We start from the raw sequence: 23,780 nt of genomic DNA on the forward strand, positions 1-23,780 counted from the left end.
CTGGAGACGCCGCCATCAGGCCCGCTCCCAGGCCAGCCACTACCGACGCCGAGCCGCGGCATCAGCCTGATCGTGATCTACAGCTGGAGTACTAACCAGCAGGCGCAGGTCCTCGACGGTCAGCTCGCCGATCGGCTTACGCCGAAGCACGTGCACGGTCGCCGCAAGGCGGGTCACGTCGCCTGAAGGCGCCGGCCAACGATCACGCTCAAGCTCCTCAAGAGAGCGGTCACGGTTTACGAGTCGAGTCACCGAGGGATCGTCCCACGCAGATGGAACTCGTCGACGTGGATATCTGGGCGCGCGGTGTAGCGCATGTCCTGGACTACGGAGGTGAAGGTACGAAGCCCTGGCCTGTGTTCCAGGACGAGCGCCGGGTACAGCCGAAGGTGCACAGGTCCAAGACGAAGCTCGGCCATTGATCTCGGTGGTCCCGCACATCGAGCGCCCCACGATCGGCAAGACCGACCGCCCGTGAGATGGTTGATGTCATGGCAGATGGCGCGACTCCGGGCAACGAGGTTGTACTCGAGACGACTCGCCTGCTACTCAGACCTTGGCGGGCAGCCGAGGCTGTCGTCCAGCGTGAGCTGTGGACCGAACGAGATCCACGAGTGCCGCCGCACCGCCGAATCGACGCGGACGGACACCCCACGGTCGCGGAGCTCGAGGATTCGATCCGCACCAACCAACTATGGTCGACCGGGTTGCTGGCGGTCGAGCGGAAGGCCTCTCGTGACGTCATCGGCTACTGCGGGCTGGTCGACGGTGAGCGAGGATCGGCAGGGGAACCGGAACTGGCATTCGAGCTGCTACGCCGAGTTTGGCGTCAGGGATACGCGACCGAGGCCTCGTTGGCGGTTCTGGAATGGGCGAGATCATCTGGACGCGAACGTCTGTGGGCCACGGTCTGGGACTGGAACACCGCTTCTCGCCGTGTGCTGGCCAAGGTCGGGTTCACCGAGACCGAGCGGAAGGAAGTGGACGCGGCGTACGGAACCACCCTGTTCGCCACGAGACGGCTCTGACACACCCGATGTTTGGCCTTGCGGACCGCTCCGAGCAGTGCCAGCAGGCGTCAAGTGTCCCATTCCGTCGGCAGAAGCGGATGCGCCACGGAGTCGATGCCGGGGCGCTGGGGACGGAACAACACGGCTGCCGCGAGACCGTTCCCATCCCGGTGGTCGGATCGCGGCCGTTGAAGCGTCAGACGTGCCTCCACTCGTCTCATCGTCCATCTGCACGAGGCTGTGCACGTTCAGCTGTACCGAGCTGTGCCCTGACTCGCACGCCGACATTGTGGGTGCCGAATAATCATCCGGCCTGGTCATGCGGCATGTCGGTACTCGTGCAGTGTTCCGCCGAGCCAGTTTCGTCGACGGACGTCCAGGTGCCGGACCTGTGCTGGCACCTGGATCGGTTCGGGTAGCGGGCGCAGGGGCGCGGCCTGCATCAGCGCTCGGTGTGGCCGGTGCTCGTTGTAGTGGGTCTCGAATTCGCGGAGTGCGTGGAGGAGGTGGCGCTGGTTCCAGATCAAGGTGCGGTCCAGGAGCTCCTGGCGGCAGGTTTTTATCCAGCGCTCGATGAGGGAGTTCATCCGCGGCATCCGGATGCCGGTGGTGACAACGGTCAGGCCGGCGTCGGCCATCAGGGCGTCGAAGGCGGCGGTGAACTTGGAGTCGCGGTCGCGGATCAGGAACCCGGCCCGGCTGCCGGCGTCCTCGAGGTCCATGAGGAGGTTGCATCCGAGCTGCACGATCCAGTCCGCGGTCGGTGTGCGGTGGCGCCCAGGATCCGGACCCTGCGGGTGGCGTGCTCGATGACGGCGAAGACGTACAGGCGCGCCCCGGTCAGGGTGCGGGTCTCGAGGAGGTCGCAGGCGAGCAGGGCCTCGGCCTGGCTGCGCAGGAAGTCGGCCCAGGTCGTGCTCTGCCGCTCGGGCGCGGGCGGGATACCGTGCTCGCGGAGGATCTCCCAGACGGTGGAGGCGGCGACCTTGATACCGAGCGCATCGAGTTCGCCGTGGATCCGACGGTAGCCCCACGAGCTGTTCTCCCTGGCCAGGCGCAGCACCAGGGCGCGGACCGAGCGGACGGTGCGCGGGCGCCCCGGTCGCTTCGGCACGCAGGTAGCGGCGTGGCGCCGCTTGAGCAGGTCGCGGTGCCAGCGCAGGACCGTGTCCGGGCGGACCAGCACCACAAGGCGCCGCAGTCTGTCGGTGGGGAGGTGGTGGAGCAGGCCGGCCAGGACAGCACGGTCGGTGTCGGTGAAGAGGGGTCTGCCGACCTGACGCTGCAGGACCAGCATCTGGTGCCGGAGCGCGAGGACCTCGAGGTTCTTCTCCCGACTGCTCATCGGCAGGAGCCGCAGCAGAGCGAAGGTGTTGGTCGCGGCGAGGTAGGCCAGGCGCAGCAGCACAACAGATCATCATGCCGTCGGTACTGACCTCTGGGGAAGACAACCAGGAGGCCTGCAGACATGACCCGCGATCAGGAGGACAAGGCTGTGACCAGGCCGGATGATTTATCGGCACCCGCAGTCCCGGCGGCGACGCCTGGGGCGGATCTAGAAGGGCGGTTCCATGACCGGGGCCAGGGCTTCGCGGGCAGCCCAGCGGATGTGGGCCGTGGCCACGCGCAGGTGTTGCTGGCAGAGCTCCCAGTCCTCCTTGCTCCCGGTCGCAACCTCGTAGGCGGACAGGAGTGCGGTGTGGGCGTGGCGTGCCAGGATGCCGGTCGGGTGCGTGGGGGCGGTGCCGGGTGCCGGGGCTGCGGGGCGAGGGGTCTGCCGTACGGTGTCGGCCAGGTTCTCGAGGTCGCTCTCCCAGTGCTCGGTCACGTCCCGGACGGCGGACAGGAGGCGGTGCTCGGGTACGGGGCTGGCGGCCGCGTGGTGCAGTGCGGCGAGGACGGCGTCCGTCATCGGCCGGTACCAGTAGTCGGGGCCCCAGCACACGGCGCCGATGCGCCGGTCGACATCGGCGAGGTCGCGTTCCAGGCGGTAGCGCTCCAGAAGCGTGAGCTGGTCGCGCTCGAGCAGGGCGAATGCCTCGCTCTGTACGGCCCGCAGGTAGTGGTGGTGGCAGAGGTCGTCGCTGGGAGGGATGGCCGCGACCACCCGCGGCACGTGGGCGTGCAGTCCGGCTGCGCGCAGCGCGATGGCCAGGCGCCGCAGCGCGTTGTCCTCGGCGCGCAGCAGGTCCGTGAACTTCCTCGGCAGGCGGGCCTGTTTCTGCGCGGCGCGGGCGCGTTTGGCCGCGGTGGACGCCGGTGGGGCACGCTGCGTCCTTTCACGCTGATCCCGCGCACCGCTCACCAGGAACGGTGCGCGGGATGGGTGTGCGGGCCCCTGAACAGGCCTTGGCCCACGTGCTGCGCAACGTGGGGCGGTGGGCGTGCGCACTCTGCCCGCGCTGACTATAGCGCGGCGGTGGGCGTGCCGAGTGCGCGACGATCTGGCCTGCCCATCAGGACAACAGCGTTGATTGGAACCTGGTTTGACGGAGCATCTCATCAAGGTGGCGGGTGCCTCCGGCACCGCCGTCCGGAAGTACGCAGCGTGAGCCGGCGGGGGAGGGCCCGCGCGTGTGCCTGCGCAGGTGGTGCCCCTGCCGCGCCCGGCGCACGGCTGCGACGGCGGTGCGCCGAGGCGCCGGCCTGGATGGCGGCGCGGGCCGGGAGGTGCCCCTCCTGTTCGATGGGCGGACATCTGCCCGGCGGGGAAGTTCACCGCTTCGGGTGGCCCGGGGGCTCGTCGTGGCGTGTGCCTCGGGCCGGGGCGGCGGCCAGGCGTGGGAGCCGGCCAGCCGGGCGGGCGCGGCACGGGAGCCCGCAGGGCTCCGGTGTTCCCGGAGGGCCCCGCGGGGCCGGGGCAACTGTAGCGGGGGGCTCGGACAATGGCTCTTCCGGGCTCTGATCGGGAGGTTCCCGGCGTCGCGGCCGCGCGCGTCGTCTGCTGCTACGTTTCCGGTCACGGGGGCGGACGCAGGCCCGCGAGCGTCCGGCGACAGCGTTGCCGACCACCCCTCACATCATGCGCGGCATCGACCGGCCGGTCCGCGAGCGCCGCACAGCAGACATCCCCGAACCGCGTGAGACAGGCCGCGCACAGCGCCGCGGCCGGAAAGGCCGCCGACCGATGACATGGGACTTCACCACGCCAGGAGAGGGCACGGATGCCACCCAGCCGTCGCAGAAACCTCCGGCTGCCTGGAGCGGACGGGCCACCGTCCAGTCCGTACGCCAGACACTCAGCGCGTGCACCCCGGACGGCTCCCGCCGCTACGAACTCACCTACGAGTGCGAGGCCGGGGCCCAGGACCGGGTGAGCATCACCGGATGTGACCGCAATGGGGAGCTCGTCACCGAACTGCGGGGCGAGGCCCTCCTCGCGGACGCCCCGGTGATCGCCCAGCTCCTCCTGCACGCGGCAGACACGGCTGCCGGCCACCGCCAGCCGGCCGCCCCAGGACGGGGCGCGCCCGTGCCGTTCCCGCGCGCGCCCCGCGCGGGGGAGCTGTGGGACCGGGAGGAGACGGAGCGCCTGGCAAACGCCTATCGCGAAGGGGCCGATCCGGCGCAGATCGCCCATCGGCTGGGGCGCTCCGAGAAGTCGGTCCGCTGGAAGCTCTACGGCCTGCGCCTGGTCCCGTGCCCCGAGGACCTGGTTCCCGCCCCTGGCACGACGGCATCCGTCGGGCCCGAGTCCGAGAAGGCCTACACGGTCGAGGAGGTGCGGCGCCAGTACCCCAGCGCCTACAAGCGCTGGACATCGGAGGAGGACGACGCCTTGAAGGCCCGCTGCGCCGAAGGCGCGTCACTCGCGGAGCTCGCCGAGGAGTTCGGCCGTAACGAGGGCGCCATCGCCTCACGCCTGCTCAAGCTGGGAGCAGAGGGCCCCGCCGCCGAGGAGGCCCAAGAGTACGGCGGACAGTAGCGAGCGCGCGATCGCCGACGCACGTGCCGCCGGCGCTCGGATGCCCAGCCGACCCGCTCCGCCGCGCCCCGCATCCGGGGGTCTCCCGGTTCCCGTCCGCGTGGTGTGCGGGGGAGCGGCCGCGCCCTGCGGTGGGACGCCCGGGCCGCTGCAGGAGGGGGTCGGTCAGTCTGCTGCCAGGGCGAGGTGGTCCGGGAGGGCCTGTTGGGGGATCTGCCAGGTGCTGTCGGTCCGGGTGGTAGGCAGCGCGCCGGTGCGGATCAGCCGGTGAGCGGCCGCGCCCAGTTCTCGGGGGATCCTGGGGTCATGCACGCACCGTTCGCAGGCGGCCAGGCTGCCGGCGAACCGTCTGACCGGCCCCGACCCACGGGGCGGGTGTGCTCGGTGAGGATCGCCTGGGCCGTGCGCGCTGGGCGGACCCGGCTCCCATGTTCCCGGCAAAGGGCACCTACGGCTCCAGGCGGGGGTCGTCGATGTCCACGGTGACGATCCCCGGCGGATACGGCTCCGGGCGGGCCGTCAGGATCAGGTGCTGCTGCGGGCGCACCGGAGTGGGCAGACACGCGGCGATCGCATGCGCCACGTCCTGGCCCCCATGCCCGTCGCGGACCATCGCCACCACCACGGCGGTACCCGCGTCCAGCGGCTCGAACTCCAGACAGAGCAGTGCCAGGACCGCGTGCGCGCCACCCTCGTCCTTGACCTCGGCCTCGACGGACACGGCACCGGCACCGGCAGATGCTGGAACGGACTGTGGAGAGCGGCATCCACGATCCGGTGCAGACACGGGCGACCGGCTGCCAGTGCCGAGAGGGCGCTGGAATCCAGAATGATCACGCGCTGCGCTTCGGGGCGACCTTGGCGCGCGTCCTGCGTGGCGATGCCGTAGACCTGCTGCAGCAGATCCGGGCCCTCCGGCCTCCCCACAGGCGGCGCCATGGCCGCCGCCCGCGGGGTCGGCATCCCCTCTTCCCGACCCGCTGCGCCTTCAAGTGAGGCCAGTACCTGGGGGGAGTGCCCGCCTCGCGGTGGCGCGCCTCGTGCCGGTCCGCATGGCGACCTGGATGCGCGGCCCCTGCCACGAGTGGCTAATCCAAGGATAAGACAAGCACGGATAACGGCGAGCGCGGCAGCACATGGAATCCCATAAGGCATAGGACAGTTCATCGACCCGAGGTGCTCCTCGCCGACGCTATTCCAGGGTTAAAAATGAGCTAGTGTAGGGAGCGAGGAGGTGGGATTCCGATGCCCACGCAGGACGAGCTTTTCGCGGCGGTGGACGCCCTGTTGAACGACCCGGGACCACGGTTGCCGCAGCCGGCCGAGCGGGCGCGGTTGCGCGAGGCCGCCGGGGTCACGCAGGCGCGCCTGGCCCAGGTGCTGAAGTCGACGGTGCAGTCGGTGAAGAACTGGGAGGCCGGCCGCTCCGAGCCGCGCCCGCCGCGCCTGGAGGCGTACGCGCGCCTGCTGGAGGGCTGGGCCCAGCAGCACCCGGCCCTGGCCCCAGCCGCAGCTACGATCGAGGAAGTGCCAGCGGCCTTCGCCCCGACCCTCGTCCCAGTACCGGTGGAGACGGGTTCGGAGCCCACCACAGACGCAGCGGAGGAGACCGCCGAGGTCGCCCCGCAGACGCACCTCTCCCCGGCAGTCCGGACTGCCGCGGAGCGTCCGGGCGGGCAGCCACTGCGCCGTGCGGCGCGCCCGGCGCCGCACGGCCACGGCCAATACCCCAATGGCCCGCTGGCAGTGCTGGACGGCGACGGCACCGCGTACGGAGTCGGCGGTCTGCTGCTGGAGTGCCCGGCCACCACGCTCGCGCAGCTGGTCACCTGGGCGCTGGCCGAGGCCGGCCTGGGCACCACGCGGCTGCACCGCAACGGCAAGGACGGCGACCCGCTGATTGTCCTCACCGCGGCCGCCGCCGAGAAGTTCGGGCTGCCCGCCACGCTGGACGACGACCCGGACACCCGCCGCTCGCAGCGCCTGCCCGAGGACCACAAGGTGGTCAAGGCGCTGGCCCGCTCGAAGTGGCAGCTCACCCGCCGCGGCTTCGGCCCCTGGGCGCGCATCTACAAGCCCGTCAAGGACGGCCGCCGCCAGTGCGTGCAGCTCGCGATCCTGCCCTGGCGGGCCCTGGACACCCGCGCCTGGGGCGACGCCGCCGACCTGCCCGCCCCGGACCTGGCCCGCGTCCTCGGGATCTACGCCCAGCGCGTCATCACCCCCCGCGGCTCCACCGCCACCTGCGGCCTGGAACTGATGACCGCGCTGCGCCCGCCGACCCGCGCGGTGCGCGACGAGGCCACCGGCGGCTGGGTGTCCGGGCCCAACCCGGGAGCGCTGACCGACGTCTACGAGGCAGCGCCGCCGGAGGTCCTCACCGAGCACCCGGCCGCGCAGGGCTGGACCGGCGGCTTCCTGAACGAGGAGTCGTACCAGTGGATCCGTCCGGTCGAGACGCTCTCCGAGGCGGAGATGATCGAGCCGTTCGCCGTGGGCATCGACATCAACACCGCCTACCTGGCCGCCGCCGCCCGCCTGTCGGTGGGCCTGTCCGGCCCGGTCCGCGTCCAGCGCCCGGTCTTCGACAAGAAGAAGCCGGGCTCCTGGTTCGTCGACCTGTCCCACATCCCGACCGACCCGCGCCTGCCCTCGCCGTTCACCCCGACCGGCCAGCCCCCGACGGGACCCGCCTGGTACACCACACCGACCGTCGCCTACGCCCTCGAGCTCGGCTACGACGTCGCCCCGATCGAGGCCTACCTGCGCGAGACCACCGGCGCCTACCTCGACCCGTGGCACGACCGGCTCCGCGAGGCGTATGTCACCACGATGGCCGAGGCCGGCATCCCGGCCGACAAGGACACCGACGAGCGGGCCTTCCTCGCCGCGATGACCGCCCACCGCCTCCTCAAGAATCCGGGCGCGGGCGAGGATCTGGACGCGCTGCGCACCGCGCTCGGCGCCGAGGGCCTGGGGCACCTGGCGCAGCTGGGCGATGATCAGCTCGCCTCGGCGGCGTGGCGCCACCACCAGATCGCCATGGTCCTGTCGGCGGTGAAGTCGACGGTGAAGTTCGGGCTCGGCAAGCTGCGCGAGCGCCCGCAGGGCGTCACCTACAAGAAGGGCGAGCCCTGGTCGGCGTTGGAGCGGGAGACCTGGCGCCCGGACATCCGGGCCGCGGTCATCGCCAAGGCCCGGGTGAACATGCACCGCAAGATGGCCAACGTCGCGAAGGCGAACGGCCGCTACCCCCTCGGCGTGAACAACGACTGCGTCGTCTACGCCAGCCCCGGCCCGTCCCCGCTGGACTTCCTGCCGCTCACCGGCTCCGGCAAGGGCGTGCTGCCCGGCACCTTCCGGCTCGGTGCCACCCCGGGCCTGTCGAAGATCGAGGGCGTCCAGACCATGCTGACCGTCGTGGACTGGCTCGAGCGCGACCAGCCGGTCAACCCGGCCCGCCACATCAAGGGCTACGACTCCAACGACGTCGACGGGAAGTAGGAGAGGCCGTGGAGGAGATCACCGACGCGATCGACCGGGCCGCGCCCGAGCACTTCACCCAGGCCCCGCCGAAGTCCGCCCAGGCCCAGATGCGGGCCCTGGTCAAGTCCGCCAAGGGTGACAAGGCCGCCGTCGCCGAGCGCCTGGGCGTCACCCGCCGCACCGTCGAGCGCTACCTCGCCGGCCAGCGCAAGACCCCCAGGGCCGCCCTGCGCGGGGCCCTCAAGCGGGAGGTCCAGCGGATCTGGCAGCCCGGCATCCGCCGCCAGGCCCGCAAGAAGGCCGCCGCCAGCACGGGGATCACGGTGGAGGTGTGGGCGTACTTCGGGTACACCGCCCCGGTCGGCACCACCGACGAGCCCCGGCTGCGACACCTGACCGTCCACCTCCCCCCGGAGTGGGCCGACCGCCTGTTCGCCGCCCAGGACGAGGGCGCCAGCGACCAAAGGATGCGTGAGATCATGGCCGAGGCATTCCAGGAGGTGTATTTCCAGAACGGCGGATCACGCGCCGCGAACCTCCTCGAAGTGGAATTCACCGGAATCCAAGCGATTGACGTTTCCTACTGAACCTCGGATGGAAAAAGTCACCACGAACCACACCATCACCGGCACCGACCTCAACAGCATGCACCTCGCCTCCGCCCGCCGGCGGCCCGACGAGCGCCAGGCCGCGGACCTCGAGCACATCCGGACCTACTACGCGATGGAGAGCCGCCTCGGCATCCGCATCGAGCTCGGCAGCCGGGTCCGCCACGACAGCCACGAGGGCGTCATCGTGGACACCGCCGGGCAGCGGCTGAAGGTGCTGTTCGTCGGCGACGAGGCACCGCGCGTCCGCCACGCCACCTCGCAGAAGACCTACGAGACGGCCACCGGGTGGATCACCGCCACGCCCGTCCCGGACCCGTGGGCCACCCCCAAGGGCGCCTGAGCGGGGCTGCGGTGAACCCCCGCAAGCGCCTCGAAGCCATGGTCCGCACCGACCAGGACAGCACCACCATCTGGTCCGCGAACGAGCTGCGCGAGGCCCTGGACGCCTACCGGGACGAGATCCTGACCCAGGCCGGCCCGCCGACACAGCCGCAGGACACCGGTCGGCAGACGGAGACGGCGGTCATCTGTTTCATCACGGCGACGGCCTGGTCGAACAAGCTGGTGTTCATGCCCTGCCCAACCAAGCCCCGGCGGGCCGGGTCACCGTCCCTCCCCCGTACGGACCACCCGGCGACCGGACCGGTCAGCGGGCGCCCAAGGAGCAGGCAGAACGTGGCCGCTACCGGCTTCGACGCGCCCTCTCGGGAGCTGGCCACCAACACCCGTTCGGGCCGACGAGCTCTGCTGTGCCACCATGGCGAGTCACCAACTCCCCTGCGTCGAACGGCAATGCCCGCATGATGTCTCACCCGATCGCCGCGCTCTTCGCCCTGGCGAGTCCCATACCCACGGCGTCACCCACTGCCGACACCGGCGAACCCTCGCCCACTGGCGCCGGCGACGCGGTGAAGTGGACGGACGCCACGCTCGCCGAGTGGACGGTCGTCCTGGCTCTGGCGACCATCGCGCTGGTCATCACCACCATCTGGATCACCAGCACCGACCGAAGGCGGGACAACCGGCAGCGCCAGGCGGACCGCGAAGAAGCCGCCAGGCGCCTTGCTGAGGAACGTGCCGAGATCGACCGGCGCGTGGCCGAGGAGCGGAAGGCGGCCGAAGACCGCGCGACCCGCCAGCGGCAGGTCGCAGCCGCGACCTCGCTGCTTCAGCGAATCGCGGACGTCGATCCGTTCATCCTGCTGGTCCCGACCCTGCACAAGCAGACCCAGGGAACACCTGGCGCAGCCGCCTACGAGGAAGCCCGCGACGCCGTGGGGAACCTGAAGAAGGGCGCCCTCGCCGAGGCTCTGGCCCTGCACAGTCCCACCGGCACACGGCTCTACCAGGCCCTCGTGCAGCTCTACCTCGCCGCCGTCGAAGGACGTTGGAGTCGCGTCACACCGAACGTGACCCAAACGTTGACGGACCGGGCCGCGCAAGACGTGCGGCACTACACACGCCACGTCCGCCTCTGTCTGCACCTGCTGATCGAGGAAGGCACCATCCCGACCGACGCCCTCGGGCCCAACCCCGAAGAGCCGAACATCCCCGACCTCGCCCGCTCTGTCGACGACGATCGCGATCCGTGGCTGCCTGTCGGTTGGACGCCTCCTGGCTGGGACCTGGACAGCGAACTCGATCAAATGGACCCGAACCGTCGCCTCGACCGTTACCGCTGAACGGCCGCCTCCACAGGGAACTAAGCGCGCAGGCGAAGCCCTCCACAAGCGTGGAGGGCTTCGCTACCGTTCCTTCAGCGCCCCAGCCCATCCCCGGGGCCTTGGAGGCCTGGATGACCGACCCGGTGATACCGACAACCACTACCGCGCTCACGGCCGCTCACATCGACCGCTGGGCGGCACCGTTCAGCGATCTCCTGGACGTCCTCAGCCGACGGGTGGCCGACCGCATCAAACCGGCCTGGAAGTCACCCGCATCCCACGAGATAGCCCAGACCGCCACGCTGCTGCGCAGCGACGGCACCTCCTGGGGAGTGAACCCCGCAAGCACCACCCTCGCTGTGACAGAGCTGTTGCTGCGCGCCGCGCTCGAACACGCCGACGCCGTCCGGACTCTCCTGGTGCTGCGCCCGCGATCCGTGATGTCCATCGAGACTTTGGTACGCAACGCGCTGGAAGCTGGCTCACAGGCCTGGTGGCTCCTTGAGCCCGATATCGGGGGCCGGGAGCGCGTCGTTCGCCGGCTGCTTCTGCAGCGGGACACCGCCGCCGCCCTGGAGGAGTCCGCAGACCGGATGGGGTACACCGTCAGCTCGGACTACGGGAAGACCGTGGCGGACGCGGAGAAGGACCGAGCCGAGCTCACGGTCACGGACGACTTCAGCCCGAAGGGCAACTGGGTAGGCGCTGAGGGCCAGAGGCCGCTCGGTTACACCGCTCGGGTCGCGCGGTTCATGGAGCAGACCGGCCAGACTCCGCCGAAGGGGCCCTACGCGTTCGTCTCCGGCACCGCGCACGCGGAGCTCTGGCGCATCTTCTACTCCTACACCTGGGAGAAGAACCCCACAGGGGCCACTGTTCTGATGCCCCACGCCGCCGCCGAGTTCGTGCGGTTCGCCGTCTCTGCGTGCGTGGACGCGGTGACCCAGCCCGCCATCCGGGCATTCCAGTGGCTCGATCACGGGGCAGCGCTTGCGGAGATCAGCCGGCTGCGAGACCCGATCCGGGCGGCGATGAAGCCGTAGGACCGCGCACCTCCGTCCCGCTGCTGCTGCGCCGGGCCGTTGCCCGGCCACCACCAGCTCGCCGGGCCCCGGGCCGCCCCCGCCCCCGGCCGTGCCCCCGCCTGGCCTGCCGTCGCTGCTCGGCGAAGTTCACGGACGAGTGGTGGGAGGAGAAGGAACAGGGCTGGGGCGACGACGGGCCGGGCGCCGGCTGCCGCCAGGCCGACGCCGACCAGGCGGAGCGGGAGGCGGCCGAGCGCGAGCGGGCCTCCGCCGAGGCGAAGCGCACCAGCTCCTGGTGGCGCCGGTCCCGACCCGGCTCTGTCTCCGGTGCAGGCCGCTGACCTGCGCCGGAGAGTTTCGGCACCCCCGCTGACCTGCACCGGGGGGCTGGCGGTCACCGCCAAGCGCAAGAAGCCCGCAGGTCGGCACCCGCCGCGGCTGCGCCGCCCAGTACCGCCCGCCCGCCGCCGTCCCGCCACACCGGCCCCGCCCTCCACCAGGCCACCCGACCCGACACCACCGATAGCCCGTTGCTGCTCCCGGCGATGACCGGAGCCTCCTGCCAATGGCGCTGACACCCCGATCCAGAGGTGCGCGGGAGCGCGCCCCACGACCGGGCCGGCCCCTTCGCGGAATTCGTGGCCCCCGACCACCGGACGCTGCCGTGGCTGGACGGAGCCGGCCGGGTAGCCCTGAAACTCCATTGCTCTCGATTCGGCGGGGCCGCAGCATGGAACCGTGACGTTGCGCCCTGCCCCTGGTGAGAGCTTCCCGACCCTCGTAGAGAAGTCGAGGACCGCGATCGAGAACGAAGCCGAATCGCTGCCGACCCGCGTTAAGCAGGTCACGACCGACCGCCAACCGAGCTGTCCCCACGACACGGACAACGCGGCCTGGAAGAAAGCCCACCACAAGAACCGAGCGGCCCGCCGTCAGCTCATGCAGCTGGGCCAGCACCAGGCCCGGCTCGTCTACACCAGCGCCTACGACCACCTGGTCACGACCGGCCGGGTCCTGGGCAGCGACGGACGCGTGTCGCTGTATGCCCACACCTCGCTCGCCCGCAGCGTCTGCGAGGCGGCGGTCCGCCACAACTGGCTGCTCGACACCTCCGTCGACCATGAGACCCGGCTGCTGCGCAGCGCTGTTGCTCTGTACAGCAGCGAGCTGAACCGGCTCAAGGGCGTGAAGGAGATCCCGGAGGGTGCCGACCATGTGGCCGGGAAACAGCGCGAGCAGCTGATCAGCGCGTGCGAGGCGGACGTCATCAAGCTCGAAGGCATCCTCGCCTCCGCCGGAATCAACAGCGTCCTCGACCGGAGGAGGAGGAAGATCACCACTCACCTGGAGCTGTCTTCCGGCCCCAGGGTCCCGATGCAGTTCGAGACCGGGCCGATGATGATCAAGCTGCTGCCGGAGTCGCCCTCGTGGTACACCATCAGCTAGGCTGTAGCCCACAGTGCGACGTGGATGCTCCGGCAGGCCGTGCCCGTAGCTGGACCCGAGCTGGTACTTCAGCTCGAGGAGATGCAGGTTGCGGCCTCGGCCCAGTCGGCGATCTCGGCCTCCGGACTGATTGTCGAGAGCTACGCCCGCTACTACGGTCACGATCCCGAATCGCTGGTACGCGAAAGCCGTTCGCGCCGGGCAATGATCGACGGCTGGATGAAGAACTGGGTCGGCCTCCAGACTCAGAAGCACGCCCACCACGGCGTGTAGGACAGGGGGGCGATGCCGGGCGAGGAGCCGATAGCAGCTGCATTGCCGACGGTTCGCGCAGCGCCGCACGCGCGGTCGCCGAAGGCAACCCCGCGAACCTTGGCGGATACCTTGGCGAACAGCCCCCTTGGCCGCAACGATCACGTAACGGCCGCCACCAACGTTGGTGCCGCGGACGGCCGCCAACCTTGGTGGACTGCTTGATGGCCCACCCCCCCGGAAACCTTGGTGGCCTCGGACTCCTTGATCGCCAGCCCGCCAAGCGAACGGAACGCTTGTTGGCAGGAGTACCGTGGAAGCCCGTTACGGGGTCGACCAGCCAGGGGACAGGAGGCGACGAATGCTCCACTCGAGGGCCCGGCTAGATGCTGCTTGCGTGGTGCACGCTTGTATCGCCTTGGCGACCCGGCCAAAGGATGTTCACTGGGCGTACGACCACGCCTTCTCGAAGTTCTGGGAAGTTCAGGCCGCGGATCGCGATTCTGCCGGTGACGCGGATGGCGACATCCGCGACGCAGACGATGTCACTCACCTCAACCTAGAGGACCAGGACTCCGGCCAGTCGGCGATCCCCTCCGACCCTCCCGGCTTGGTCCCTTACTTCAGGCACTACTTCCGGCACACAGACTACGAGCGAGACCGCTCGCAGGTCGCGTGCCGGTGAGCTGATCCGGCTCAGGCACGCCCTGCCCTTCGCTCGGAGGGCCCCGTGTCTGACCTCTTTCTTCGCGCTCTCGAAGCCGCTGGCTCCTGGGGCGCCGTCTTTGCCGCGGTTGTGATGGGCGTCTTTCTCGTCTTCATCGGCACGGCAATGGCGATCGCTCTCTTCCATCGGGACCCGATCCGCGCCGAGCGCGCTCGGGAGATCTTCAAGGACCTCCTTGGTTTGTTCCGCAGGGGAAATCGATAGTGGCTCCGCATCCCTTAATGGCCAGGGCGAACACCTTGATGCCGCCCCCGCCCCGGACCACCAAGCTGCGCCCTACAGCTCCCAGGCCCCGCACAGGGGCCGCATGTGGTCGCTGAGGGTGTGCAGACCGCCGCGCTGGTGCCGTGCTGTTCCAGATCGGCCAGGCGGGCCGCGCCGGCCTTCACGGTCATCAGCATCCGGGCGACCAGCGGGTGGGCGTCGGCGATGGCCTGGAGGTCGCGGATGCGCTGCCGGGCGGCGCGCTCGCCGGTGTCGGCCAGGGTGCGCCCGGCCCGCAGCCTCGCCTCGGTCTTGTCCTCCGGCAGCGGCGGCGAGGCCACGTGTTGCAGCTTCCGGGAAGCGGGCGGCGATCCGTGCGCCCCGTTCGGTCAGGAACCAGGCCCGCAGCCGTCCGGCCTGCGGGAGAGTGACGTCCTCGACCAGGCCCTCGTCCTTCAGCCGGCGCAGCCGTCGGCGCATCAGCTCCGGTCGGCTGCCGGGGGTGCGCAGGATGCGCAGTTGCTCGGCCGTGGCCATCCGGAACTGGCACAGCGCGGCGACCACGGCGTGGTCGATCTCGGGCGGCGTCGCCATCACGGGCTCCTCAACGTCGGTGCCCACCGCCCCAGTGGCGGGGAGCACCCGTAGGTAAGCCCGCGGTTCTCACCGGATTTCTCACCAAGATCGGCCCATCCGGACACGATCCGACAACGGGTGTTCTAACCGGTGCGACAACCGGTGGTGAGAACCGGTGCACCAACCGGTGGCCGCCACCTCCCGTCCGACCGCCCTGTTTCCGACTAAAAGCGCAGGTCAGGAGGCACGGTGACAAGGTATCAAGGCGACCCTCACCACCCCGACAACCCTCTCCTTCCCCTTCCTGTCCTTGGCTTTGTGGGCGGTGGCTGGTTGGGTGGGGCGGTGGCGGTGAGGGTCGCTGCGCCTGCGGCGGGCCTTTCTTCTCTCGCGTCCGGCTGGTGCCGGCCGCTCGCGGTGGGGCGGGGCCGGGGCGCGCGGGCGGCCCCAGAAAGCCGCCAGGCCGCCCCCGCCGGACCCGGCCGCCGTGTTCCTCGGACACGGCGGGCACAGGCGGGCAGGGACGGCCTGGAGCGCTTCTCGGCGGGCCCCGCGTCCGCCGGTCTCAGCGCCAGTCGAGCCCGAGCGCGGCGAGCCGGTCGAGCTGCTCGCCGATGAGCTTGGCCCGGCGGCTCCTCGTGTTGGGGATCCACACTCCGAGCTTCACCCCCACCGTCCCGCCGTCGCCGTTGGGGATCTCCTCGATGTGGCCGCGGGGCACGGTCACCGAGCCGGTCCGCTCCCGGTACTGCGCGAGCGCGATCAGGCCCCGGCAGCGGCCTGATCGGAGTTTTGACACCCTTCAGGCGGCCAGGTGGTGCGTTCAGCTGTGCGCGGGCTTCCCGTCGGCGGCGATCGCCGCCAGCCCGTTGTCGGTTGGGCCGTAGATCCGCCCGCCGTTGGCCCAGAACGGGACGGGTGTTGACGTGCCGCCGCCGGCATGGAAGTCGAACGTCCAGCGGGGGGAGCCGGTGACCGGGTCGAGGGCCCAAACCTTGCCGTGGATCCAGATGTAGAGGGTGTCGTCCGAGAAGTGTGCCGCCATGTCCTGGAGCACCCCGATGGGAAGGGAGCCCGACCAGCGGACGGCACCGGTCTTCGCGTCGAGGGCCTGGACGACCGTGCGGCCCTTCGCGTAGTGGGTTCCGGCCGCGTAGACGGTGGCGCCGTCGGTGCTCGCCACCGCCGTCTGGAAGGCCCACTCGCCCGGGGACTGCCAGGCCACCTTCCCGTCCGCCGGGTCCACCGCGTAGAGCCGGTCGGCGAGGTAGAGGAACCGGCCCGCGGCGGAGCTGTGCGGACCGTCGCAGAAGAAGGACAGGTTGGTGATGGTGGCGCCGGTGCCGGGGGCCAGTTGCTGCCACAGACTCTTTCCGCCGTCGCCGGCGTCGAGCGACTCCAGCTGGCCGGCCTTCTTGAGGGTCTGCAGGTTGTAGGAGGCGCTCTCGAACAGCAGGCGGGAACCGGAGGAGGGGAGGTAGAGGCGGCCTTGGCTGCCCACCTCGTCACGCTGGTGGAGGTTCTGCCAGCGGATCCGGCGGGCCGCCGGATCCACCGCCCACACGAAGTCGGCCCCGTATCTGTACTTGAGCGGGTCCTTCGGGTCGAAGAGGGACGCGTCCCCGCAGACGTAGACGAGGCCGTCGAGCAGGCCGACCACCGAGGCGGAGGTGCTGATGTGCAGGTCCGGTTTGGGGAGCGTCCAGGTGACGGTTCCCGTCGCGAGGTCGACGGCTTTGAAGACGAAACTCAGGTCGCTGGGACTGGTGTACCCGATGACGTAGGCCGTGCCCCCGCTGACGGCCACTGTGCTGGCGCCGCCGCCGATCCCGTGCGGGGAGCTGTAGTTGGCCAGCGGGTGCCACCGCTGCTGCCCCGCGCGGTCGATGGCCCACACGCTCTTCATCCCGGCGGCGACGATGGTGTCGCCGCCTCCCGTCACCTGGATCAGCGGCTCGGGCACCGGCGAGGTCCACAGCGGGGTCGCGGTGACGGTGGTCTCCAGCGAACGGGTGTAGTCGCTCGGATCCGCCACGGGAGCCGGAGGCGGGTTCTGCGAACCGGGGAAGTCCCGGGACTGCTCCCTTTGGCCGGTCGTCCGGGTGAGATAGAGCGCCGTGCCGGCGCCGGCCAGGGCGACCGCCCCGCCGGCCAGCCCGAGCAGCACCTTGCGCCGACCGGGCCTGGGCGGAGGCGCCGTGTGGCCGAGGCGGACGGTCGGAGACCCGGCCGTCGTCACCAGTGGCTGTGGCCCCGTGGGCGCGACCGGTGGAGGCGGCAGCGGGGCCGGGGCCGGGGCCGGGGCCATAACCGCCGCCGCCTCCTCGATCGCCGAGACCAGCACCGGATGCAGCCACGTGCCCGGGGTCAGCGGCCCGACGCCCTGGGAGGCGGCCAGTTGCCGGGGCGTCGGCCGGTCGCCCGGGGCCTTAGCCAGGCAGGCCGCGATCAGCAGCCGTACGCCGCCGGGCACCGCCGCCAGGTCCGGCTCCTCGCTCACCACCCTCCGCAGGACCTCCAGAGGGTGCCCGCCGTCGAACGGCCAGGTCCCGCCGGAGGCGGCGTAGGCGAGCGTCGAGCCGAGCGAGAACACGTCGCTCGCCGGGCCCGCCCTCTTCCCCATCGCCTGTTCCGGTGACATGAAGGCAGGCGTGCCGAAGATCGCGCCCTCGGCGGTCAGAGCGGTGCCGTCGGCGGCCCGCGCGATGCCGAAGTCGATGATGTGCGGGCCATCCAGCGCCAGCAGGATGTTGCTGGGTTTGAGGTCGCGGTGGGTCAGACCGGCCGCGTGGATACTCTTCAGCTCTTCGGCGATTCCGGCCACCAGGATGCGCACGACGTGCTCGGGGAATGCCCCGACCAGCCGCACCGCCTCGTCCAGCGCGACGCCCGGCACGAAGACGGTCGCCATCCACGGGACGGGCGCGTCGGTGTCGGCGTCGACCACCGGGGCGGTGAACGCTGAGGAGGCCGCCCGGGCGGCTGCCACCTCGGCCCGGAAGCGGGCCCGGAACCGGGCGTCGCCGGCCAGCTCGGGTCGGATCACTTTGACCGCGACCGTCCGCCCGCCGGCCGACCGGCCGAGGTAGACCGACCCCATCGCGCCCGCGCCCAGCTGGCCGAGCAGGGCGTACGGACCGATCCAGGTCGGGTCGGCGGGTTCCAGCCGGCGCATGCTCAGGCCCCCTTCGCGGGCAGGGCGGTGATCGTCTCGGTGGCCGTGTCGGACACGCAGAGCCGTCCGGCGCCGGCCGCCCAGCCGAGCCGCGTGGGGTCCTGGCCCTTCAGCCCGGAGTACTTCCAGCGTGGCTTGCCGTTCGCCGGATCGAGGGCCCAGAGCACCGCGTCCGGGCCCATCCGGTAGACGGTGCCGTCGGCGTACAGCAGTCGGGCGCCAAGGAACTTGGCCTCCGGATCGTCGAGCGGCAGCGGCGCCCGCCAGCCGGTCCGGCCGTTGGCCGGGTCCACGGTGGCGAGCGAGATTCCTCCGTCCGTGTCCTTCCCGAGGAAGTACACGACCTTGCCGTCCTCGCCGGTGGCCAGGCCGCCGCCGCGCAGGGAGGGTGTGACGACGCCGCCGAGGGTCCACGCCGGGCCGCCGTCCTTCGGATCCACCGCGGTCACCGTGCCCTGAACGTCGGGGGCGAGGAAGTACCCCCCGGCGGCGGCGATGCCGAACGCCATGAGCTTGCGGGACCACGCCACCGCGCCCGTCGCGTCCAGGGCTCTCAGCTCGTCGAAGTTGGTGACCATCAGCCGGTCGCCGCCCGGCAGCAGCGCGGACTGGACCATCAAGGTGTCCTCGCCGTGGAACCAGAGGGTCCGGCGGGCGGCGAGGTCCACCGCCCAGACGTGGCCGCCGGTCGGGAGGATGCCATGGTCCTTGCCGTCGCCCGCGCCCAGCAGGTAGGCCTTGCCGTCGCGGATTCCGGCGAAGAAGGACTCGCCCGTGGTGTTCGTCTGCTCCAGCGGGGCCTTCCAGTCGACCTTCCCGTCGGCCAGGGTGATGCTCAGCAGTTGGGTGCCCGCTACCTTCACCGCGCCGAGCACCCCCGCCCCCGCCCCGAGCGACCCCGTTCCCACCGGGATGTAGAGTCGGCCGCCGTCCGTTCCGGCGACGAGGCACGGGGTGTTCGGATCGATGGCGAAGACGCCGCCGGCGGTGGTGTCGTCCAGGGTCCACTTGGTCCGGCCGCTGTCGTCCACACCCCAGATGTGCTGGAGGGAGACGCACACCGTCACGCCGTCGGCGCACAGCACCTGCGCGCTGGGACTCGCCTGAGTGACCTGCCACAGCGGTTTGGCCTCGGCCACGTCGGCACCGGACGGGCGGACCAGGGGGACGGGCGTGCCGCTCGCGCCGGCGGCCGGTGTGCCGCCTGCCCCGGCAGCGCCGCCCCGGTCGCCCAGCAGGGCGACCGCGCCGGCCGCGCCCGCCGCCGCGAGGACGCCGCCGAAACCGAGCAGCACCGCGCGGCGCCCCGGGCGGCGCCCGGACCCCGCGCCCTGCGGCGCCGCCCCTGGAGGCAGCTCCGGCGGCACCGGCGGCAGCGGTGGCGCCTTCGGCAGCGCGATCAGCAGCTGCCGCACGCCGAGCACGTCCGCCGCGACGGCCTGCGGGAGCCAGCCGCCCTCCCCGGCCGGCCGCCCGATCCGTTCGACCAGCTCGACGAGCTGACGCGGCGTCGGCCGGTGCGCCGGGTTCTTGGCGAGGCACGCCGTGACGAGGTGCCGGATCCCGTGCGGCAACCCGCTCAGGTCGGGCTCGGTGTTCACCACCCGGAACAGCACCGCCGCCCCCGCACCGTCCCCGAACAGGTGGGCGCCCAGGGCCGCGTAGACGAGCGTCGAGCCGAGCGAGAACACGTCGCTCGCCGGGCCCAGCTGCGCCCCCATCGCCTGTTCGGGGGACATGTACGGCGCAGAGCCGATGACGGAGCCGGTGGTGGTGAGCCCGGTGCCGTCGGCGGCGCGCGAGATGCCGAAGTCGATGACGTGCGGGCCGTCGAGGGCCAGCATCACGTTGGCGGGTTTGAGGTCGCGGTGGATCAGCCCGGCCCGGTGCACCTCGGTGAGCGCCTCGGCGAGCCCGGCGGCGAGCGTACGGACCGTCTCCTCAGGCAGCGGGCCGTGCGTGGTCACCGCCCGTTGCAGCGGGACGCCGACCACGAAGGCGGTCGCCATCCAGGGCGTGGCGGCCTCGGTGTCGGCATCGACGACGGGCGCGGTGAACGCCCCCGAGACCCGGCCGGCCGCGGCGACCTCGTGCCGGAAGCGGGCGCGGAAGGCCCCGTCCTCGGCCAGCTCCGGCCGGATCACCTTGACCGCGACGCTCCGCCCGCCCGCCGAGCGCCCCAGGTACACCGCGCCCATGCCGCCGGCCCCGAGCCGCCCCATCAGCGTGTACGGCCCGACCTGTCGTGGATCCGTGGGTCCCAGTTGCTCCAACGCTTCCCCTCCCCGTCCCGCGAGCCCTCACAGGCTAGGGCGAAGCGTGCAGGCATGACAGGCCATCATCAAGGATTGTGCGAAGACACTGAGCCCCGGACGGGGCAGCGCCAGTCGAGCCCGCGCGCGGTGAGCTGGTCCAGCTGCTCGCCGCTCAACTTCGCCCGGCGGGTACACCGCGTTTGCGGCGGGCCTATTCTCCTCTCGCGTCCGGCGTCGGCCGCTTGATAACGATCCCTGGAAGCTGCGGAACCTCATCACCGCTCATGGGGCGGGACCGTGGCGCGCGGGCGGTCCCGGAAGGCCGCCAGGCCGCCTCCGCCGGGCCTGGCCGCTGTTCCTCGGACACGGCGGGCGCAGGCGGGCAGGGACGGCCTGGAGCGCGTCTCGGCGGGCGCCGGGCCCGCTGGTGTCAGCGCCAGTCGAGCCCGAGCGCGGCGAGCTGGTCGAGCTGCTCGCCGGTCAGCTTCGCGCGGCGGGTCTTGGTGTTGGAGATCCAGACCCCGAGCTTCACCTCCACCGTGCCGCCGTCACCGTCCTCGATCTCCTCGACGTGGCCGCGCGGCACGGTCACCGACCCGGTGCGCTCCCGGTACTGGGCGAGCGCGGCCGCGCCCCGGTCGAAGGCGCTCGGCTTCCCGCCGGCCTTCTTCTTCGGCGCCGCCTCCTCGGCCGGGGCCGCCAGCGGCGTGATGCCGAGCGCGGCCAGCCGCCCCTGCTGCCCGTCCGTCAGCCCCTGCCACACGATGTGCTGACGCTGCCGATCCAGCCACCGCCCCACGTCGAGGCCGTGCAGGGTCACCCCCGGCAGCAGATCCGCCAGCTGCGCCCCGCCCTCAACGCACTCCCGCACGGCGGCCCAGTGGCGCTGCCAGTCCAGCGGCCACTCCGGGTTCCAGTCCGCGTCGATCTCCGCGAGGGCCTCGGCCCGGTCCGGCCGATCCGCCAGCACGCCGGGGCGGCGCTGGTTGGACAGCCACTGCCCGACCGGCTTGTCCAGCGCGGTGGCCGTACGGGGTGCGGCGAGGGTGCCGTGGTGGGCGTAGTACTCGCGGCAGGCGGCAAGGTTCTCCTCCCATGCCGCGTCCAGCGGGTCCCACACCATGCCGATCGACTCCAGCCGCTCGACCCGCTTGCCCTCCATGAGGCCGGCTGCGTACGCCTTGCGCTGCTCGCTCACCCAGTGCCCCAGCGGGTACATCTGGTGTGGGTCGTCCAGCCCGGCCCTCGTGGCCTCGCGGTGGTCGAACGGCACCCGCAGGTGCCCCTCCCGCTTGTAGTACTTCTCGGCCGCCGACCAACCCCGGGCCCAGTCCTGACGCTCCGTGTCGATCACGTTGAACGAAACCCACTGAGCGACCATCACCGGGTCACGCGGAGCCGAGAAACGCAGCAGCATGCGGCTTTCCTTCTCGCCCTCCTTCGGCTCCGGACCGATATCCATGGACGGCTCCACGCTGTTCTTCTGCCCGGTCTGAGGGATCGCCAGCAATTCCACGGCCTCTTCGTCGTGAGCCCGCAGAGCCTGAAGGACATTCACCAAAGGCCGGTAACTCCCGGAGGTGAACATGTCCTGCGGCCGCTCACCTTCCTTCAGGAAAACGGGCACGATCAGGCTGGCGAGCTTGCCCTGCCCGGGCTGCTGCCGCAGCGCCCGGCCGATCGCCTGCACGATGTCGTGCGGGGCGCCCTTCGGGTCCAGCAACGCCACCGAGTCCACGGCCCGGATGTCCACGCCCTCACCCAGCACCCGGCAGTTCGACAGCACCGCCCGCCGCGCGCTGCGCCCGAACTCCGCCAGCACCCGGGCCCGACGCTCGCCGGTGTGCTCCCCCTTGAGCCAATTCGCCCAGATCCGGTCCGGATAGAACTCGGGGTCACCCGCGTGCAGCTTCGCCGCCACCGCCGGCAGCCCCTCCGCGAACGCCTGAGACTCTATGGTCCGGTGGTGAAAGGTGATCATCGTCCGCAGCCCGTGCTGCGCCATGGTGTGGAGCATGGCGGCCTGGAGCGCGCCGAGCCGCCGCCCGCGGATCTGCTCGCCGCGCTTCTCCGGGCTCATCAGGCGCTCCGGGGTGACCACCGGGTCGGTCAGCTCCACCACGATGATCCGGTAGCGCGCCAGCAGACCCCGCTTCACCGCCTCGGACAGCGGGAGCTTCCACGCGACCGGGCCGAAGATCGCCTCGTCGTCCATGGACGCGGCCATCTCCTCCGGCATCCGCTCGTACCGCTCCCCCTCGCGCAGCTCCCACGACGGCGCCGGCCTCTCCTGCCAGATCCGCGGAGTCGCCGTCGCGTACAGGCGCCGCGCAGCCGGAATGACGTGCTGATGGTGGATGTCCGCCCACGCCTTCCCCAGCGAACCGCTGGTGCGGTGCGCCTCGTCGACCACGGCCAGGTCCAGCGGCTCCAGCGCCTTGCCGTAGGCGCCCTCGAAGGCCTCCGCCAGCACCCCCAGCGAGCTGTAGGTGGCGAAGATGGTCACTGGCCCCGAGCCGTGCCACATCGCCAGACGGATCGGGTTGGTGGTGCACCGCACGTCCATCGACCACAGCTCGACATCGTCCTCCATCGAGCACACCGCGACCGCCGGCCCCGTGTGCCCGACCTCCCGCCACGCCTTGATCGTCTGCCCCAGCAGGGCCAGCGTCGGCACCAACACCAGCACCCGCCCGCGCGGAACGAGCCGCCGGGCCGCCGCCGCCGAGATGTACGTCTTCCCGGTCCCACAGGCCGCGTGAATCTGCGCCCGCAGCCCGTTCGCCGGAATCACCCCGCCCGGCGGGATGTCCAGCGCGCGAATGATCGCGTCAACCGCCTCGATCTGGTGGTCACGCAACTCGATGGGCATGTCCCCGATCCTTCCATGGAATGCCGGAGGAAATTTACCTGATCGCGCAACGCCCGCAAGAGAGTCGAAGACCGGGGTGCACCTGCAACACTGACTCTACACAGTGCATCATAATGATGCACTAGGCTTATCGAAGGTTCCCACCCCGGAGTGATACAGGGCAGTATTCGGGCATGAACCCGTACTACGGGTGATACGCTTCCCCCATGTAGCACTTTCGAGGCCCGATGGTGACGGACATTCAGGGTGGGCGGAGCGAAGCGGAGTCCACCGGGCTCGACAGGAGGTGCCGGCCTTGACGCTCGGTGAGGTGACCGGGGGTCTCAGTCCGGGGAATTTCCTGGGATTCCTGAGCCTACACAGTGCCGCGCGCGATGCACCCGCCCTCCCAGTTAGCCACCGGATTCCCGCTTGCGGGAATCCCGGGAAACCCGCGAAGCGGGTTTTCCTACCGCTTGAGAATTCCGCTTGCGGAATTCAATTCCCGCGCTTGCGCGGGAATTCCGCCGGAGCGCAGCGGAGGCGCGCCCTGCCCGGCGGCTTGCCGCCGGG

Annotated in this window: 21 protein-coding genes and 1 pseudogene; 13 read left to right on the forward strand and 9 right to left on the reverse strand. The window is 71.2% G+C overall.

What is annotated here, in order from left to right:
* Positions 1-39 precede the first annotated feature (39 nt).
* Entirely contained in the window at positions 40-252 is a 213-nt protein-coding gene (locus ABTY61_RS40255; RefSeq protein WP_350510200.1) for a contact-dependent growth inhibition system immunity protein, read from the reverse strand.
* A gap of 20 nt (positions 253-272) precedes the next feature.
* On the opposite strand from ABTY61_RS40255, the gene ABTY61_RS40260 reads away from it, so the two are divergent.
* Positions 273-422 carry a hypothetical protein gene (locus ABTY61_RS40260; RefSeq protein WP_350510201.1) on the forward strand — a complete coding sequence of 50 codons (150 nt, stop codon included), beginning with the start codon at positions 273-275 and terminating at the stop codon, positions 420-422.
* A 69-nt stretch (positions 423-491) separates the two neighbouring features.
* The gene (locus ABTY61_RS40265) at positions 492-1,028 is read left to right on the forward strand and encodes a GNAT family N-acetyltransferase (RefSeq protein WP_350510202.1); all 537 of its coding nucleotides are present in this window, start codon (positions 492-494) and stop codon (positions 1,026-1,028) included.
* 299 nt (positions 1,029-1,327) lie between these two features.
* Here ABTY61_RS40265 and ABTY61_RS40270 read toward each other — a convergent pair.
* Positions 1,328-2,418: pseudogene (locus ABTY61_RS40270) on the reverse strand (integrase core domain-containing protein).
* Positions 2,419-2,565: 147 nt separating this feature from the next.
* On the reverse strand, positions 2,566-3,315 hold the full coding sequence (locus tag ABTY61_RS40275) for a hypothetical protein (protein WP_350510203.1): 750 nt from the start codon (positions 3,313-3,315) through the stop codon (positions 2,566-2,568).
* Positions 3,316-4,137: 822 nt separating this feature from the next.
* Between ABTY61_RS40275 and ABTY61_RS40280 the strand changes: the two genes are divergently transcribed.
* Positions 4,138-4,935 (forward strand): hypothetical protein, encoded by a 798-nt coding sequence (locus ABTY61_RS40280; RefSeq protein WP_350510204.1) that lies wholly within the window; start codon positions 4,138-4,140, stop codon positions 4,933-4,935.
* A gap of 165 nt (positions 4,936-5,100) precedes the next feature.
* On the opposite strand, the gene ABTY61_RS40285 is transcribed toward ABTY61_RS40280, so the two are convergent.
* Positions 5,101-5,247: a hypothetical protein gene (locus tag ABTY61_RS40285; RefSeq protein ID WP_350510205.1), complete on the reverse strand. Its 147-nt coding sequence runs from the start codon at positions 5,245-5,247 to the stop codon at positions 5,101-5,103.
* A 136-nt stretch (positions 5,248-5,383) separates the two neighbouring features.
* Positions 5,384-5,656: a hypothetical protein gene (locus tag ABTY61_RS40290; protein ID WP_350510206.1), complete on the reverse strand. Its 273-nt coding sequence runs from the start codon at positions 5,654-5,656 to the stop codon at positions 5,384-5,386.
* 524 nt (positions 5,657-6,180) lie between these two features.
* On the opposite strand from ABTY61_RS40290, the gene tap reads away from it, so the two are divergent.
* From tap to ABTY61_RS40340, 10 genes are all read left to right on the forward strand, one after another.
* Positions 6,181-8,439, forward strand: coding sequence for a telomere-associated protein Tap (gene tap / locus ABTY61_RS40295; protein ID WP_350510207.1), 2,259 nt, complete (start codon positions 6,181-6,183; stop codon positions 8,437-8,439).
* An 8-nt stretch (positions 8,440-8,447) separates the two neighbouring features.
* Positions 8,448-9,008, forward strand: a complete 561-nt coding sequence (tpg, locus tag ABTY61_RS40300; protein WP_350510208.1) for a telomere-protecting terminal protein Tpg — start codon at positions 8,448-8,450, stop codon at positions 9,006-9,008.
* Positions 9,009-9,015: 7 nt separating this feature from the next.
* Positions 9,016-9,372, forward strand: coding sequence for a hypothetical protein (locus ABTY61_RS40305; RefSeq protein ID WP_350510209.1), 357 nt, complete (start codon positions 9,016-9,018; stop codon positions 9,370-9,372).
* A gap of 11 nt (positions 9,373-9,383) precedes the next feature.
* Complete coding sequence (locus ABTY61_RS40310; protein ID WP_350510210.1) at positions 9,384-9,836, forward strand: hypothetical protein; 453 nt, start codon at positions 9,384-9,386, stop codon at positions 9,834-9,836.
* Positions 9,833-10,714: a hypothetical protein gene (locus ABTY61_RS40315; protein WP_350510211.1), complete on the forward strand. Its 882-nt coding sequence runs from the start codon at positions 9,833-9,835 to the stop codon at positions 10,712-10,714. Before ABTY61_RS40310 ends, ABTY61_RS40315 begins: the two co-directional genes overlap by 4 nt.
* Positions 10,715-10,827: 113 nt before the next feature.
* Complete coding sequence (locus ABTY61_RS40320; protein WP_350510212.1) at positions 10,828-11,739, forward strand: hypothetical protein; 912 nt, start codon at positions 10,828-10,830, stop codon at positions 11,737-11,739.
* 921 nt (positions 11,740-12,660) lie between these two features.
* Complete coding sequence (locus ABTY61_RS40325; protein WP_350510213.1) at positions 12,661-13,167, forward strand: hypothetical protein; 507 nt, start codon at positions 12,661-12,663, stop codon at positions 13,165-13,167.
* 24 nt (positions 13,168-13,191) lie between these two features.
* Positions 13,192-13,440, forward strand: coding sequence for a hypothetical protein (locus ABTY61_RS40330; RefSeq protein WP_350510214.1), 249 nt, complete (start codon positions 13,192-13,194; stop codon positions 13,438-13,440).
* Positions 13,441-14,149: 709 nt separating this feature from the next.
* A complete protein-coding gene (locus ABTY61_RS40335; protein ID WP_350510215.1) occupies positions 14,150-14,350 on the forward strand; it encodes a hypothetical protein in 201 nt (66 codons plus the stop codon).
* Between the two features lie 120 nt (positions 14,351-14,470).
* Positions 14,471-14,998: a hypothetical protein gene (locus ABTY61_RS40340; protein WP_350510216.1), complete on the forward strand. Its 528-nt coding sequence runs from the start codon at positions 14,471-14,473 to the stop codon at positions 14,996-14,998.
* Positions 14,999-15,491: 493 nt separating this feature from the next.
* Here ABTY61_RS40340 and ABTY61_RS40345 read toward each other — a convergent pair whose 3' ends face one another.
* The 4 genes from ABTY61_RS40345 to ABTY61_RS40360 all read right to left on the reverse strand — a co-directional run bounded on the left by ABTY61_RS40345 (position 15,492) and on the right by ABTY61_RS40360 (position 23,228).
* Positions 15,492-15,725: a helicase associated domain-containing protein gene (locus tag ABTY61_RS40345; protein WP_350510217.1), complete on the reverse strand. Its 234-nt coding sequence runs from the start codon at positions 15,723-15,725 to the stop codon at positions 15,492-15,494.
* Positions 15,726-15,749: 24 nt separating this feature from the next.
* Positions 15,750-18,101, reverse strand: a complete 2,352-nt coding sequence (locus ABTY61_RS40350) for a serine/threonine-protein kinase (protein ID WP_350510218.1) — start codon at positions 18,099-18,101, stop codon at positions 15,750-15,752.
* Positions 18,102-18,103: 2 nt separating this feature from the next.
* Positions 18,104-20,374 (reverse strand): protein kinase domain-containing protein, encoded by a 2,271-nt coding sequence (locus tag ABTY61_RS40355; protein ID WP_350510219.1) that lies wholly within the window; start codon positions 20,372-20,374, stop codon positions 18,104-18,106.
* Positions 20,375-20,786: 412 nt separating this feature from the next.
* The gene (locus ABTY61_RS40360; protein ID WP_350510220.1) at positions 20,787-23,228 is read right to left on the reverse strand and encodes a DEAD/DEAH box helicase; all 2,442 of its coding nucleotides are present in this window, start codon (positions 23,226-23,228) and stop codon (positions 20,787-20,789) included.
* Positions 23,229-23,780 lie beyond the last annotated feature (552 nt).

It is taken from the genome of Kitasatospora sp. NPDC096128 (genome assembly GCF_040303105.1).
Taxonomy (GTDB): domain Bacteria; phylum Actinomycetota; class Actinomycetes; order Streptomycetales; family Streptomycetaceae; genus Kitasatospora.

Bases quoted from the DNA above. Each gene is read 5' to 3' on its own strand.
- ABTY61_RS40260 (WP_350510201.1), top strand. From the start codon at position 273: ATGGAACTCGTCGACGTGGATATCTGGGCGCGCGGTGTAGCGCATGTC.
- ABTY61_RS40265 (WP_350510202.1), top strand. From the start codon at position 492: ATGGCAGATGGCGCGACTCCGGGCAACGAGGTTGTACTCGAGACGACT.
- ABTY61_RS40280 (WP_350510204.1), top strand. From the start codon at position 4,138: ATGACATGGGACTTCACCACGCCAGGAGAGGGCACGGATGCCACCCAG.
- tap (WP_350510207.1), top strand. From the start codon at position 6,181: ATGCCCACGCAGGACGAGCTTTTCGCGGCGGTGGACGCCCTGTTGAAC.
- ABTY61_RS40305 (WP_350510209.1), top strand. From the start codon at position 9,016: ATGGAAAAAGTCACCACGAACCACACCATCACCGGCACCGACCTCAAC.
- ABTY61_RS40315 (WP_350510211.1), top strand. From the start codon at position 9,833: ATGATGTCTCACCCGATCGCCGCGCTCTTCGCCCTGGCGAGTCCCATA.
- ABTY61_RS40320 (WP_350510212.1), top strand. From the start codon at position 10,828: ATGACCGACCCGGTGATACCGACAACCACTACCGCGCTCACGGCCGCT.
- ABTY61_RS40325 (WP_350510213.1), top strand. From the start codon at position 12,661: ATGCAGCTGGGCCAGCACCAGGCCCGGCTCGTCTACACCAGCGCCTAC.
- ABTY61_RS40330 (WP_350510214.1), top strand. From the start codon at position 13,192: ATGCTCCGGCAGGCCGTGCCCGTAGCTGGACCCGAGCTGGTACTTCAG.
- ABTY61_RS40350 (WP_350510218.1), bottom strand. From the start codon at position 18,101: ATGCGCCGGCTGGAACCCGCCGACCCGACCTGGATCGGTCCGTACGCC.
- ABTY61_RS40360 (WP_350510220.1), bottom strand. From the start codon at position 23,228: ATGCCCATCGAGTTGCGTGACCACCAGATCGAGGCGGTTGACGCGATC.